The following is a 14,005-nucleotide window of genomic DNA, read 5'->3' on the forward strand; positions in this document are numbered from 1 at the left end:
GCCCGGATCAGGCCGCCTCGCGCCCGCCGCTCTCGGCCAACAGGACTTCCTTTGCAATGCGTTTGCTGAAGTAGTAGACGCGGCGCAGGTACTCCACCATCTCTGTCTCCAGCGTGAACAACTCCAGTCGGTTCTTCTCGGAAGCTCGCAAACGATTGGCGATGTGGTCCTCGGTCACCTCCAGCAGGTCATTCAGCACGGACTTCATCTCCACGACCTGCTGAGCCGCTGCGATATCTCCCGTATTCAGGGCCTTCAGCGAAAGGAACACAGCCTCTGCTACCCGCTCGTGCAGCCCGGCCAGGTGCTCGAAGGTGCCCTCACTGATAACCAGAGACTCCGAGAGTCGGCGTCGGCCCCCCTCCACCAGGTTGGTCTCCACCATGTCGCCGATGTTCTCGATGTGGTTCGCGGCGGTCATGTACTCGGAGATTCGCACGGTGTGCGCCTGCTCCACATTGCGCAGCGACAGCTGGCCCAGATACGCGATGATCGCACCATGCAGCGCATCCACGTCGTCGTCCTGGGCGGCAAGAGCCTCGAGCTCGGCAAGACTGCCTTTTGCGGTGATCTCCAGACTGGCCGCCACCATGTCGTACGTGTGCTCGCCCAGGCGGCCCAGCTCGAGCCGGACCCGGTCCAGGGCCAGCTCCGGGGTGTCCAGGAGAACCGGGTCAAGGTACTTGGGCTCGATTGAAGCCGAGGCCGACTGCGAGGACTCGCGCACAATTCGGCTCACCAGCCAGGCCAGCGGCTTGGTGAACCAGATGAAAATGAGCGTATTGGCGACGTTGAACAGCGTGTGCGCGTTCGCAATCTGGCGCGGCGTCTCTGCCGCGAGTCGCTCTATGCCCAAAAGACCCGTCGCTTTTGGCGAAATGGACGTGACCGCGACTGCCAGATCCTCCACAAATGCCACCCAAAGCAACACCCCGAGAACGTTAAACAGCACGTGCACAAGGGCTGCGCGCACGGCGTTTCGGGACTTGCCTACGGACGCGATGAGGGCAGTGACGCAGGTGCCGATGTTCGCTCCAAAGATGAGCAGAATGCCCGCTTCCAGCGTAATGAAGCCCTGACTGGCCAACACGATCACGACGCCCGTGGTTGCCGAGGAGCTTTGCACCAGTGCCGTAAAGCCGGCGGCCGCCCCAATCGCAAGCCACGGTGATTCCATGCGGCCCATCGCGTCAATGAATGGCTGATAGGACCGCAGTGGATTGGTGGCCTGACTCATCAGATCCATGCCGAAGAACACCAGGCCGAGCCCAAGCAGCGTCTGTCCCCAATGGCGCACACGTTGCGTCTTGCCCAGAAAAGCGACGGCGAAACCGATCGTGACCAGCACCAATCCGTACTCGGTGACCTTGAAGGCGACGATCTGCGCAGTTACGGTGGTGCCCACATTGGCGCCGATGATTACCCCGACCGCTGCGGCCAGGCTGAGCAGCCCGGCGGACACGAAGCCCACCACAAGCACGGTAGTCACGGAAGACGACTGGATGACTGCCGTGACTAGGGCGCCGGTGAATGCAGCACGAAACCGGCCTCGCGTCATGCCGGACAGCGCAGCCTTCAGCCCACCTCCGGCGATCACTTTGAGCGACTCGGTGAGCTTGTCCATCCCGTACAGGAACAGCGCCAGTCCGCCCGTCAACCCGATTACAAGTGCGGTGATATCCACCCTGGGGCCCGGTTCTTTATAGTGGCTTTACAATTCCGTTATCCCATAACACTGACATAACACGGCAGTAACAACCGGATAACGTGCCGGTAACAAACTCGGGGAGTATCTCGGAAGACTACAACCCGCAATGCGAATTACTCCCCTCCTGGCAGCCGCCCTGTTCATGGTGGCAACCGCTTCGGCCCAGGACGCACCCTCCCTGCGCGTGAGCGGTGTCGTGTTCATGGACTACACCTATGTCATGCAGAACCCTGGCGGGGACGCTGGTGACAACGGATTCGGATATCGCCGACTTCACCTCACCTCAGACTTCCAGCTGAATCCGGACATGCGGTTCCGCGCCCGCCTGGAGGCCTCTGACAGCAAGACCAACCCAGACGGGAGTCCTTCTCCCTTCATAAAGGACCTGTTCTTCCGCTGGGATGATGCCTTCGGAGAGGGCCATCGATTGCAGATCGGGGTAACCCCACCTCCCTCATATCGCGTATCAGAGCAGTTTCTCGGGTACCGCGCGCTGGAGAAAACCATCATGGATCTGGATGGGATCGTCTCCTCCCGTGATTTTGGAATCGCGGTGCAGGGACCGCTCGGCGACGGCGACCTCTCCTATTCGGTCATGCTAGGAAATAACAGTAGCGTTAAGCAGGAGACAGACCGGCACAAGAGATTGTATGGACGGATCCACGCCAGCCCGGGCGACGATCTCGAGATTACACTGGGAGCCGACTATGCCTCGCTACCCGGTGGTTCCTCCCTGAATACAAACGCATTTCTCGGCTACCGCCTGAACCGGGCTCGGGTTGGTGTAGAAGGCTACTACAATGCTGTGCGACCGGAAGCCCCCGTGGATGAGGTAGACCGCATCGGCGTTTCCACCTTTGGTGCCGTCGCGCTCGGAGAGAGTTCCGAACTGGTTGCCCGCTACGATTTCAGCCAGATCGAGGAAAACACCGGAGGCACCCGTGACGGGTGGTTTGCGCTGCTCGGTATAGCCGTGGAGCCGCGTGAGAACGTGCGCTTCATTCCCAACGTCGTGCTCGACAACGAACTCGGAGCGGACGAGGCGATGGTCACCGCGAGGATGACCCTGCACATCGATTTCTAGAATAGAACCCATTCCCTCAAGGGATTACCATGAAACAGAACATCACCCTTCTCCTTCTGGCAGCCGTCATGGTTGCCGGCTGCGGTCGCCCCGACGGCGAGCGCCGCCAGGTGCTAGAGAACAAAGGCTCTGACACGCTAGTGAACGTCGCCCAGGCCTGGGCGGAGGCCTATCAGGAAGTCAACCCGAATCTCGCGATCGCCGTAACTGGCGGTGGCTCCGGTACCGGGATCGCGGCCATGATCAACGGCCAGGTAGACCTCGCAAACTCCAGCCGCAAGATCAAGGACTCCGAAATGGAGCTGGCCATTGCAAACGGACAGCAGCCCGTCGAACACATCGTCGGGTATGACGCGCTGGCCGTCTTCCTGCACAACGACAACCCGATGGACAGCATCACGCTGGAGCAGCTCGCGAGCATCTATGGCGAGAATGGCACCGTCGAAAGCTGGACCCAGCTCGGTGTGGAAGTCCCCGGCTGCCGGGAGCAGGAGATCGTGCGTGTATCCCGCCAGAACAACTCCGGCACGTTTTCCTACTTCCGCGACACGGTGCTCGGAAACGACGGCGACTTCAAACTGGGATCGCGTGACATGCACGGCTCCAAGGACGTTGTAGACCTGGTCCACAATACGGCATGTGCGATTGGCTACTCCGGCCTGGCCTATGCCAACGAGCACGTGAAAACGCCGTGCGTGGGTGAAGGCGAGAACTGCGTCATCCCGTCCGTGGAGACGGCTGTGAATCGCAGCTACCCCATCGCCCGTCCGCTCTACATGTACACCAATGGAGAGCCGACCGGCGCGGTGAAGGAGTATCTGGACTTCATTCTGAGCGATGAAGGCCAGTGCATCATTCAGGACATGGGGTACGCTCCGGCCCGCGATGTGTCCTGCGAGGCTCCCAGCGCTTAAGCTAGAGCGGGGCCGGACCCCACACGGGTTCGGCCCTACTCACTTTTCGAACCGATCGCTATGAGTCACTACGAACAGCGTCTCTCCCAGGACACCGAGTACCTGATGGGGCAGGTGTCACGCCTGGCCCAATTCGTGGACAGAGGCTTGCGAGATTCCGTGAAGGCCCTCGAATCCGGGGACACCGATCTGGCCTACCGCACCGTCCTCAGAGACGGCCCCATCAACCGGCTCACGGAAGAAATCGAATCCGATGCGCACCGCTTCATGGCGAAGCATCTGCCGTCGGGCGGGCATCTTCGGTTCGTGAGCAGCACCATGCGCATCGCGATCCTGCTTGAGCGCATGGGCGACTATGCGGTGACCATCAGTCGCCATGCCGCCACGCTGAAGGTGCCGCTCGAGGGTGCGTTTCAGCGCGAGGTGTCTGCCATGGCTGCAGACGCCATTCAGATGTTCGGCCAGGCCATGCAGGCGTTCCGCCAGAAGGACGCTTCGATGGCGCTGGGAACGATGGGCTACTCCGAGCAGGTGGACCGCGACTACGTGAATGCACTCACGACGCTCGAGGAGGAGGACCCGAATCAGATTCCCATCGAAGACCTGTTTGCCCGTCTGGTGATCATCCGGCAACTGGAGCGGGTGAGCGATCAGGCGAAAAACCTCTGCGAAGAGACTGTTTTCGCGCTCACCGGTGAGACAAAGAACCGCAAGCCGGTACCTGTGCTCGTAGTGAACGGCGCCGACGACGGCGCCAGCCACATTGTAGCACTGATAGCCGAGCGACTCTACGGGGACAAGCTTGTTGTCGAGACGGCCGGCGTGACCCCGGCCGAGTCCATCCGGGACGACGTGAAGGCGTTCCTTTCAGAACGCGGATTCGACACCTCCAGTCGCAGGCCGAGATCGCTGGACAACTTGCCGAAGCCGCTCTCATCCTACAAGGTGGTCGTTTCACTGGAGACTCCCGTTCTGGAGCGCATGGGCAGCCTTCCCTACGCGAGCGTCGGTTTGACCTGGCGCACGGAAAAGAAGGATGACCTGGATGCGGTCTATCGGGATCTGGCCTCCGAGCTTGGCGAACTCGTCAAACTGGTACGCGGATGAGCGAGGTAGCCAAGAAGAGGCTTGATGTCCCGAAGGACCGCATCGATGCAGCCTGGATCATAGACAAACTGGTCCAGGTCATCATGTTTATCGGTGGCATTTCGGCCATCGTATTCATCCTGGGCATCTTCGTCTTCATTTTCCGGGAAGGCCTTTCGTTCGTATTCGATCGTTTTGACGTGGTCGAGTTCTTTACCTCGATCCGGTGGGCACCCACGTCCAACTCCAATCCCACCTACGGCGCCCTTGGCCTGATTGTGGGAACGGCGAGTGTGACGGGCATGGCCATGTTGGTAGCGATCCCGTTCTCCCTCGGGGCGGCCATTTACATCGCCGAATTCGCCACGGGCAGAACCCGAGAGGTGCTGAAGGTCGTGGTCGAACTCCTAGCCGCCATTCCGTCGGTGGTATGGGGCTTCATCGGGCTGTCGATCATGAACAAGTTCATCATCGACGTCTTCGACGTGCCCATCGGCTTGAATGTGCTGAATGCCGGCATCATCCTCGGCCTGATGGCGGCCCCAATCATGACCACCATTGCCGAGGACGCGCTCAAGGCCGTACCTGATCGGTTCCGCGAAGCCGCGGAGGCCATGGGTGCTACGCGCTGGCAGGTCATCCGAAAAGTGATCCTTCCCGCCGCTCGGAACGGCCTGGTATCGGCCGTCCTGCTCGGTGTAGGGCGAGCGTTCGGTGAAACGATGGCCGTGCTGATGGCGTCCGGTCACGCCATCAACATTCCGGACAGCGTATTCGATTCGGTGCGCACGCTGACCGCCACCATCGCCGCCGAACTGGGTGAGACCGCAGTCGGATCCGATCACTACGGAGCCCTCTTTGCGCTGGGGATTTTCCTCTTCATCATCACCTTTATCATCAACCTGACCGCCGACCTCGTCGTGCGAGGCATCCGCAACAAGTAGATGTTTCAAAGCACCGCACTAAACGTCCGTAATGATCAGATCCAGCGACGCTTCCGCGTCCTGTTCATGATCATGACGCTGCTGCTGGCTCTGCCGGTGGTCATCATCCTGACGCTGCTCGTCATACGAGGAGGACCGGCCCTGTCCGCGTCGTTCCTGTTCGAGTTTCCGACCCAGGGAATGACGGCCGGGGGCGTCTTTCCGGCGCTGGTCGGCACCATGGCGCTGGCTGGCCTCTCGCTTGCGATCGACCTCCCGCTCGGCATTGCCGCAGCGATCTATTTGAGCGAGTACGCTCCGGACAACGCGCTGACCCGCACCATCAACCTGGCCATCATCAACCTGGCGGGTGTGCCCAGCATTGTGCACGCCCTGTTTGGCGTGGGCGCGTTCGTCATCTTCTTCAACTTCGGGACCAGCATCCTGGCAGCCAGCCTCACGCTGGCCATCATGGCGATGCCGGTCGTGATTGTGGCGACCCGCGAGTCGCTGCAGGCCGTTCCGCAATCGTTCCGCGAGGCCTGCTGGGCGATGGGCGCCACAAAGTGGCAGACCCTCTGGCGCATGGTCCTTCCGAACTCCATCAGCGGCATCCTCACGGGGGTGATCCTGGAGATCTCCCGCACGGCCGGAGAGACCGCGCCGATCATGTTTACGGGAGCAGCCTTCTTTCTGCCATTTCTGCCGGAAAGCGTGTATGACCAGACCATGGCGCTATCCCTGCACCTGTTCGTGGTCTCCACGCAGGTTCCAGATGTGCCGGAGCACCTCCCCTACGGTGTGGCGCTTCTCCTCATCCTGATCGTCCTCTTGATGAACGCGGCCTCGATCGCCTTCCGGACCTATCTCCGGGGGCAGAAGAAGTGGTAGGCGCCATGACAGAGACCATGACGCAGGTCAAACCGGTACTCGAGGTCAAGAACCTGGGCGTACGGTACGGAGCCAAGACCGCGCTCTCGGACGTGTCGCTGGACATTCGGGAGAACGAGATTTTCGGCATTATTGGCCCCGCAAACGCCGGTAAGACCTCGTTCCTGCGGGCGGTGAACCGCATGGACCAGTTCGACTCCGGCATGCAGGTGACCGGAGAAGTGCTCTACGCGGGCGATGACATCCGGAAATGGCGCAACGCCTATGCCATCCGTCGCCGGATCGGTGTCGTGTTCCCCCTTCCTGTCGGCCTGCCGCTCAGCGTCTACGAGAACGTGGCGTTCGCGCCGCGCATCCGCGGCGTCCGCAAGAAGGCGGACCTCGACGTCATCGTCGAACGGTGTCTGCGTCGGGCGGCCCTCTGGGATGAGGTCAAGGATCGACTTGACTCGCTGGGCAGCCTGCTCTCCGGCGGGCAGCAGCAGCGTTTGACGATTGCCCGCGCGCTCAGCCAGGATCCGGCCATTCTGATGCTGGATGAGTTTTCGATCGCAGTCGACCCCGTGACGACGATGCGCATCGAGGATGTCCTGAAGGAATTGAAGAACGAGATGACCATCATTCTCGTCACCAACCTTGTGCAACAGGCACAGCGCCTTGCCGATCGAACCGCCCTGTTCCTGAACGGGCGATGTCACGAAATCGGAGATACGGCGGACCTGTTCGCAGGAAAGGTCGAGAAGCAGGAGACCATGGACTACATCGAGGGACGCTTTGGTTGATACCCTTGCCCATACCACGCCGGGCGGGCCGTTGGCTGCGGACCGCATCGCCGTCAGGACGGAGAAGCTCAATCTCTGGTACGGCACGTTTCAGGCGCTCTTTGACGTGGACTTCGACGTCAAGCAGGGCCTGATCACGTCATTGATCGGACCATCCGGCTGCGGAAAGTCCACCCTCCTGCGCTGCATGAATCGCATCAATGAGCGATTGGGTTACGTGCGCACCGAGGGCGTGGTAGAGATCGCCGGACACAATATCTACGCGGACGAGATCGAACTGGCCCAGCTGCGCAAGCAGGTGGGAATGGTCTTTCAGCGCCCGAATCCTCTCCCGATTTCGATTCGGGACAATGTGCTCTTCGGCCTCCGGATGCACACACCTCGCGATCAAGCGCTCACGAAACAGCAGGAAGAGGAAGTCCTGGAGCGTGTGCTTTCCGAGGTGCTGCTCTGGGATCAGGTAAAGGATCGGCTTGGGGACACGGCCACCCGTCTTTCGCTGGAAGAGCAACAGAAGCTCTGCATCGCGAGGCTTCTGCCGCTCAAACCAGAGGTCATCCTGATGGACGAGCCCTGTTCGGCCCTGGACCCCAAGGCGACGGAGGCCGTCGAGGAGTTGATCTGGGCCATGCGTGGCGACTTTACGATCGTTCTGGTCACGCACAACATGGCGCAGGCCAGAAGGGCCAGCGATGAGTGTGCCTTCATGCTCCTGGGCAAGATGATCGAGCACTCCCAGACAGCAGACCTGTTCGTCACTCCAACGGACGAGCGCACGGCAGACTACATCGAAGGCCGCTACGGCTGAGTCGGCTCCTCCTGATCCGGCAACTCCGCGAACAGCTCCGCCGGGTCCCCGGCGTAGTCCTGCTTCAGTCTGTCGGCAATCACGCGGATAACCCGGCGCACCATCTCGTCGGGATCCCGCTCGGTGATGATCGGGATGTCGTACTCGTCCGCTTCGGAAAGCAGAAACGTCTGCAGCTCCCAGATCTGTTCAAAGTTGTCCAGGTAGCGTTCAGCCCGGCGTGAAGGTGTCTCCAGACCGCGGCCCCGCAGATGTCGGTGCAGCGCCTTCTTTTTGGTGGTGGCCAGAATGAGCGGCACGACCACGGCATTGCCCGCTGTCATCAGACTGCGCTGCAACCTGGGGTGCATGTGGACACCCTCGATCACCAGGGAGACGCGCTCCCGCAAGGCGCGCCGGAAGACACCCTCAATCCCGACGGCTACTTCTTCGGCCTGGATCAGGAATCCGTCCACCATTTGCGGTGCATGGCGCTTGCCTTCACTGTCCCAGCGCGGTAGAGCCCTATAGGCCGTGAAGCTCGACTCGTGCAGGGGTGGCAGTAGCCGCTTGGGGATCATGCCGCGCATGACTTCCCTCAGCATGTCGGTCGATTGGGTCCTGATTATTCCCAGGCGATGCGCCACGAGTGACGCAATCGTGCTTTTTCCCGTGCCCGTGACACCACCGACCAACAGCACCAGCGGGCGATCGGTATCGGTGAATTCCTGCCAGCGCAGATACCGCTTGGCCACCTTGAGACCATGGCTTTCCTCCAGAAACCTGAAGGTGAGCGCCGTCAGTTCCAGGGTGCCGATGTCCGAAATCCCTTCGGCCAGCAGGTGCCTCTCCACGGCCGCGGCCACCGTATAAAGCGACTCTCGCTCTTCTGCGCACACCTCCAGGGACTGCACCAACCGGCCTTTCGAGAAGGGAAGCAGACCATCCTCCCGATCGCGCACGTACACGGAGACGCGCTCATTTCGCGGCTTCTCGTAATGCTCGGCGATCTCGTGAAAGCCGCGCTCCTCGAGCAGTTCGACCATGGCTGCGCGAAGCTCGGTCGTCGTTATTTCGCCTTCTTCCTGCAGCCGTGCGCGCAGGTCGGATGCCAGTGGGTAGGCCTCCTCGAACATCATTCCCGCGTCCTGAAGAGATCGCGTTAGAATGCCGCGCAGGAAGGGCACGTGCGTGTCTTCCTGCGTATCCAGGACCAGAAGCTTGCCTTTTTTTGCCATCCGATGTGGGAAGCGAACGCCTATTATACGCAGCACAGTTCCCCAATACGGCTCATGCCCCTTCCGCACCTGGACGCCCAGACTCTTGCCGATCTCCTGGACCTGGAAGAGCTGTCGGCCTTCATACCGACGGCATTTCGGGGCGCGGAGGCTCCTGCCCGGCAACACCTGGAAACGTCAGTCGGGACCCTGCTGATCATGCCGGCGTGGGGGCTTGAGGGGTATGCCGGCACCAAGCTGGTGACCCTTCAGCACGCCAATCGTGCACGCGGGTTGCCTACCATCCACGGCACGTACCTGCTGTTTGAACCAGAAACGGGGCGGCCGCTGTGCACGATGGATGGCGGCATGCTTACTGTGCTGCGGACCGCCGCCACTTCGGCCGCCGCTGCAGCGGCCCTCGCGAATTCTGCGGACACGCTGCTGGTGGTCGGGACTGGTCGCCTCGCACCCTGGATGGCCCGTGCGCACGCCCGCGTCATGGGTTGCCGCGAGGTACTCGTTTGGGGGCGTCACCCGGACCGAGCCGAGGGCCTCGCACATGCGCTCCGTGAGGAGGGTTTCGATGCCCGCCCCGCCGAGTCACTGCCAGCGGGACTCAGGGGGGCAAACATGATTACAGTGGCGACCTCGTCGTCGTCGCCCCTGCTCACCGACGAAATGGTTGTCGACGGCGTGCACCTGGATCTGGTCGGCGCCTACCGGTCGGACATGGCAGAGGCATCGCCCGCCTGGTTCACTGACGCCCGCGTTTTTGTCGATACCTGGGAGGGCGCCCGCTCGGAGGCGGGCGACGTGATTCAGGCCGTGGAGGCAGGCGTGCTGACCTGGCAATCCGTTGCCGGCAGTCTAGAAGAGCTCTTCGCCAACGGAAACTCGCCCGCGAAACCACCGGGTGAAGCCAGCAGAACCATTTTCAAGTCCGTCGGGGCCTCACAGGAAGACCTCGCTGCTGCCGTATTGGCCTGGACCCGCTACTCCGCGTGAGGATCACGGTCATCGGCGGGGGCCTCATGGGGTTGTGTGCCACCCGAAGCCTCCTGGAACGCGGAGCCGAGGTGCAGCTGGTGGACGCGGCACTTCCTGCTGCTTCACGGGACTACCACCGGCTCATCAGGGTCACCTACGGAGGACTGTCCGGGTACGGAAAGATGGCACGGGAGGCACTGCATGCGTGGCGAAGGCTGACGATGGGCTCCGGTCAGACGCTTTTCCACCCTTCCGGCATTCTCCTCGCCGGACCGCCCGGCTCCCCCTGGGTAGAGTCTTCGCTTGCCGGCCTGGATCCAGCGGAATGCTCGCCAGAGGACGGCCCGCAGGAATGGGACCTGGCCCATCGTTCCCGCTATCGCATTGCAACCGGCGGGATGCTGTTTGCGAATCGCATCCTCGACTACCTTTACGACTCGTTGGTCGGCGAGGTCGTGCACGGCCTGGCAGTGGAGGTAGACCCCTTCTCCGGGACCACCTGGTTGAAGTCCGGTCAGGTTTTGAAGGCCGACCGGGTTCTTGTTGCTACCGGGCATCACGAGTGGCCCTCGGGTTCACCGGGTAGACATACCCGACGGTCCCGTCAGCCGGTGGCTTATCTGGACGGTCCGGACCGCGCCGATCTGCCTGTGATCCTTGACCTTTCCGAGCCGGACGGATTCTACTTCTTTCCCCCGGTTGCCGGTCTGCCGGGCAAGTTCGGAAGCCACGCCTTTGGACCTCCGGGCGACGGAACGACGGTGATCACGGTTCAGGAGCGGTCCGACCTGAACGCTCTCCTGGAAGCACGCGGGTTGGCCTCAACCCCATACACGGTCAGTGGCTTCGGCATGTGTCACTACGACGTGTCAGAGGATGAGCGCTTCATCGCACAGTTCGCAGGGAGAGGCCTGTGGCTAAGCGGTTTTTCCGGTCACGGCTTCAAGTTTGGCCCGCTCATAGGAGACCGTGTGGCGGCGTGCCTCCTGGGCGATCTGGATGAGCCTGCTTTTTCCGAGTGGTTCGCGGGACGCAGCTGAAATGAGAAAGGGCGGACACGTCGCCGCGTCCGCCCTTCTCAAGCTTCTTCTGAAGTCGGCAGCCTAGGCTTCCTTCTCCTCGGCTTCGGCCTCTTCGACCTCGGGGGCCTCGTCGGCTGAATCAGCCGCCTCGGCCTCCGCGGCCTCCATTTTGGCCTTGAGCGCTTCCAGACCGGACAGTTCGCCAAGGGTCGTCGGACCCGTGGCGCTTGCGTCCTGCGTGTAGCGAGCAACGTCGCGGGCCTCTTCCTGGCGCTCGCGACGCTTCTCAGCGCGCTCGGCCCGGATGGCTGCGTACTCTTCCTCGCGACCGGCAGCGGTCTCGGAAACCGTGATCTCCTTGTTGTTCATGTCGAACCGGATCACGCGGAGTTCTTCCAGCTTGTCGCCCTCATGGTAGGAGGCGTCAAACGTGGCAGAGTTCTTCAGCTCGCCAACGGGAATGAAGGCTTCGACGTCCATGGGCAGTTCCACCACGACGCCACGGTCCTCTACGCGGACCACGGTGCCTTCGGTGTCGGTACCCACAGCGTACATCTGCTGGAACTGGTTCCAGGGGTTGGTATCCACCTGCTTGTGTCCCAGAGAGATGCGGCGGTCGTCCGAATCGATGTTCAGCACAACGACATCGAGCTCCTGACCCTTCTTCACCATCTCCGAGGGATGGCGAACCTTCTTGGTCCAGGACAGGTCGCTGATGTGCACCAGACCGTCGATGCCCGGCTCAATCTCCACAAATACACCAAAGTTGGTGATGTTGCGGACGCGGCCGCGCATGACCGTTCCCGGCGGGTAGCGCTCTGCGATGTTCTCCCACGGATCGGGCTCGAGCTGCTTCATGCCGAGCGAGATCTTCTTGCCCTCGTGGTCGATGTTGAGAATCTTGACCTTCACAACCTGACCAAGGGCGACCATCTGCGAGGGATGGCGAATATGCTCGGTCCAGCTCATCTCGGAGATGTGGACCAGGCCTTCGATACCCTTCTCCAACTCGACAAATGCGCCGTAGTCGGTGATGGAGACGACCTTGCCCTCGACCTCGACACCCGGAGCGTACTTCTCCATGATGTTCTCCCACGGGTGCTCCTGCAGCTGCTTGAGACCCAGGGAAATGCGCTGGCGCTCCTTGTCGTAGTCCAGGACCACCACGTTGAGCTTGTCGTCCAGCTGTACGAGCTCGGAGGGGTGCGTCACGCGGCCCCAGGACAGATCAGTGATGTGCAGCAGGCCGTCCACGCCACCGAGGTCGATGAAGACACCGAAGTCGGTGATGTTCTTGACCGTACCCTCGAGGATCTGACCCGGCTCCATCGTGGAGAGGATGCTCTCACGCTGCTTCTGCAGGTCCTTCTCGATGAGGGCCTTGTGGCTGACGACGATGTTCTCGTTGGCCGGGTTCAGCTTGACGATCTTGAACTCCATGCGCTTCTCGAGATACGCGTCGAAGTCGCGCACAGGGCGAACGTCGATCTGCGATCCCGGGAGAAACGCCTCGAGGCCATCGAAAAGCTCGACGATCATGCCGCCCTTGATGCGGCGAACGATCGTTCCCTCGAGCACCGTCTCGTTCTCGAAGGCGGATTCGATCTTGCGCCAGCGGCGCACGGTGTCGGCCTTGGTCTTCGAGAGCACGAGCTGACCAAGACGGTCCTCCATGCGCTCCAGGAATACCTCGACCTCATCGCCCGTCTTGAGCTCTTCGTCGAACTCGTTTTTGGGAACGATGCCGTCGGACTTGAAGCCGATGTCGATGACGACATCCTTCTCTCCGATCGAGACAATCTTGCCGGAAACGATGTTCTGCTCCTCAACCGTGGTGAACGTGCCGTCCACCATGCTCTTGAGCTCCTCGTAACCCGGACCAGAGAACGCATCCTCCTCGTCGCTCTCGGCTTGCTCGAGATCGGCGAGCGTGTACACCTTGCCGGTGATCTCGCCTTTGTATCCCAACGAAGTGCGCTGCGGGGCTTCTGCAACCGGCTCTGCTGCGGGCTCCTCCTCGGCGGCAGCCTCTTCAGCTACGGCTTCGGCAGGGGCTTCTTCCTCGGCGGCAACCTCTTCGGCTACGGCCTCGGCCGGGGCTTCCTCTTCGCCAGCAGCCTCTTCAGCTTCGGCTTCGGCGGGAGCTTCCTCAGCGGCGGCCTCTTCGGCGACTGGCTCGGCAGGAGCTTCTTCCTCAGCGGCGGCCTCTTCAGCGACTGGCTCGGCAGGAGCTTCTTCCTCAGCGGCAGCCTCTTCGGCTACGGCCTCGGCAGGGGCTTCTTCCTCGGCAGCAGCGTCTTCGGCTACGGCCTCGGCGGCGGGTGCCTCCTCAGGTGCTTCGGCGGCTGCCTCAGGGGCGCTTTCCTCTACGTTGGTGGTTTCGACGGCCTCGGCCGCCTGCGTTTCTTCTGTTTCAGCTGCCATATCGGCGGCAGCGTCCGTCTTCTGCTGTTCGTCAGCCATGTTGATGGACCGGTCCAGGCACAGCGCGTCAGTGATCAGGGAATCGCGCGCGCGGAGGACCTAACGGAATCGATTTATTGATGGAATGGCGACCTCCCTGAGGACCGCACGACTGTCTGCCAAATCCATTTTGGCACA

Annotated in this window: 12 protein-coding genes; 9 read left to right on the plus strand and 3 right to left on the minus strand. The window is 61.6% G+C overall.

All coding sequences use genetic code 11. The features are described from left to right. Positions 1-7: 7 nt before the first annotated feature. On the minus strand, positions 8-1,684 hold the full coding sequence (locus JJ896_18345) for a Na/Pi cotransporter family protein (GenBank protein MBO6781625.1): 1,677 nt from the start codon (positions 1,682-1,684) through the stop codon (positions 8-10). A 130-nt stretch (positions 1,685-1,814) separates the two neighbouring features. Between JJ896_18345 and JJ896_18350 the strand changes: the two genes are divergently transcribed. From JJ896_18350 to JJ896_18380, 7 genes are read left to right on the plus strand one after another with little or no spacing between them, the layout of a single operon-like run. Further along, positions 1,815-2,792 (plus strand): hypothetical protein, encoded by a 978-nt coding sequence (locus tag JJ896_18350; protein MBO6781626.1) that lies wholly within the window; start codon positions 1,815-1,817, stop codon positions 2,790-2,792. Between the two features lie 29 nt (positions 2,793-2,821). Continuing rightward, complete coding sequence (locus JJ896_18355; protein MBO6781627.1) at positions 2,822-3,706, plus strand: phosphate ABC transporter substrate-binding protein; 885 nt, start codon at positions 2,822-2,824, stop codon at positions 3,704-3,706. Between the two features lie 60 nt (positions 3,707-3,766). Next, positions 3,767-4,813 carry a hypothetical protein gene (locus JJ896_18360; GenBank protein MBO6781628.1) on the plus strand — a complete coding sequence of 349 codons (1,047 nt, stop codon included), beginning with the start codon at positions 3,767-3,769 and terminating at the stop codon, positions 4,811-4,813. Continuing rightward, on the plus strand, positions 4,810-5,736 hold the full coding sequence (gene pstC, locus JJ896_18365; protein MBO6781629.1) for a phosphate ABC transporter permease subunit PstC: 927 nt from the start codon (positions 4,810-4,812) through the stop codon (positions 5,734-5,736). The genes JJ896_18360 and pstC overlap by 4 nt, the downstream gene beginning before the upstream one ends. Then, positions 5,737-6,606: a phosphate ABC transporter permease PstA gene (gene pstA, locus JJ896_18370; protein MBO6781630.1), complete on the plus strand. Its 870-nt coding sequence runs from the start codon at positions 5,737-5,739 to the stop codon at positions 6,604-6,606. It abuts the gene before it with no gap. A gap of 5 nt (positions 6,607-6,611) precedes the next feature. Next, a complete protein-coding gene (locus JJ896_18375; GenBank protein ID MBO6781631.1) occupies positions 6,612-7,388 on the plus strand; it encodes a phosphate ABC transporter ATP-binding protein in 777 nt (258 codons plus the stop codon). Next, positions 7,381-8,196 (plus strand): phosphate ABC transporter ATP-binding protein, encoded by an 816-nt coding sequence (locus JJ896_18380; protein ID MBO6781632.1) that lies wholly within the window; start codon positions 7,381-7,383, stop codon positions 8,194-8,196. The genes JJ896_18375 and JJ896_18380 overlap by 8 nt, the downstream gene beginning before the upstream one ends. Here the strand turns inward: JJ896_18380 and JJ896_18385 are convergent. Further along, the gene (locus JJ896_18385; protein ID MBO6781633.1) at positions 8,187-9,413 is read right to left on the minus strand and encodes a hypothetical protein; all 1,227 of its coding nucleotides are present in this window, start codon (positions 9,411-9,413) and stop codon (positions 8,187-8,189) included. The two genes, JJ896_18380 and JJ896_18385, sit on opposite strands and share 10 nt — an antisense overlap. Positions 9,414-9,467: 54 nt before the next feature. Here JJ896_18385 and JJ896_18390 point away from each other — a divergent pair, with 54 nt between their 5' ends. Both JJ896_18390 and JJ896_18395 read left to right on the plus strand, forming a co-directional pair. Then, complete coding sequence (locus tag JJ896_18390) at positions 9,468-10,400, plus strand: hypothetical protein (protein MBO6781634.1); 933 nt, start codon at positions 9,468-9,470, stop codon at positions 10,398-10,400. Continuing rightward, complete coding sequence (locus JJ896_18395; protein ID MBO6781635.1) at positions 10,397-11,422, plus strand: FAD-dependent oxidoreductase; 1,026 nt, start codon at positions 10,397-10,399, stop codon at positions 11,420-11,422. The genes JJ896_18390 and JJ896_18395 overlap by 4 nt, the downstream gene beginning before the upstream one ends. Positions 11,423-11,485: 63 nt before the next feature. On the opposite strand, the gene rpsA is transcribed toward JJ896_18395, so the two are convergent. Continuing rightward, positions 11,486-13,867 carry a 30S ribosomal protein S1 gene (rpsA, locus tag JJ896_18400; protein MBO6781636.1) on the minus strand — a complete coding sequence of 794 codons (2,382 nt, stop codon included), beginning with the start codon at positions 13,865-13,867 and terminating at the stop codon, positions 11,486-11,488. Positions 13,868-14,005 lie beyond the last annotated feature (138 nt).

The organism is Rhodothermales bacterium (assembly GCA_017643395.1).
GTDB lineage: Bacteria > Bacteroidota > Rhodothermia > Rhodothermales > UBA10348 > JABDJZ01.

What these genes read in the sequence shown, in the direction of transcription:
- JJ896_18385 (MBO6781633.1), bottom strand. Translation starts at nt 9,413, where the DNA reads ATGGCAAAAAAAGGCAAGCTTCTGGTCCTGGATACGCAGGAAGACACG.
- rpsA (MBO6781636.1), bottom strand. Translation starts at nt 13,867, where the DNA reads ATGGCTGACGAACAGCAGAAGACGGACGCTGCCGCCGATATGGCAGCT.
- JJ896_18355 (MBO6781627.1), top strand. Translation starts at nt 2,822, where the DNA reads ATGAAACAGAACATCACCCTTCTCCTTCTGGCAGCCGTCATGGTTGCC.
- pstC (MBO6781629.1), top strand. Translation starts at nt 4,810, where the DNA reads ATGAGCGAGGTAGCCAAGAAGAGGCTTGATGTCCCGAAGGACCGCATC.
- JJ896_18350 (MBO6781626.1), top strand. Translation starts at nt 1,815, where the DNA reads ATGCGAATTACTCCCCTCCTGGCAGCCGCCCTGTTCATGGTGGCAACC.
- JJ896_18375 (MBO6781631.1), top strand. Translation starts at nt 6,612, where the DNA reads ATGACAGAGACCATGACGCAGGTCAAACCGGTACTCGAGGTCAAGAAC.
- pstA (MBO6781630.1), top strand. Translation starts at nt 5,737, where the DNA reads ATGTTTCAAAGCACCGCACTAAACGTCCGTAATGATCAGATCCAGCGA.
- JJ896_18360 (MBO6781628.1), top strand. Translation starts at nt 3,767, where the DNA reads ATGAGTCACTACGAACAGCGTCTCTCCCAGGACACCGAGTACCTGATG.
- JJ896_18390 (MBO6781634.1), top strand. Translation starts at nt 9,468, where the DNA reads ATGCCCCTTCCGCACCTGGACGCCCAGACTCTTGCCGATCTCCTGGAC.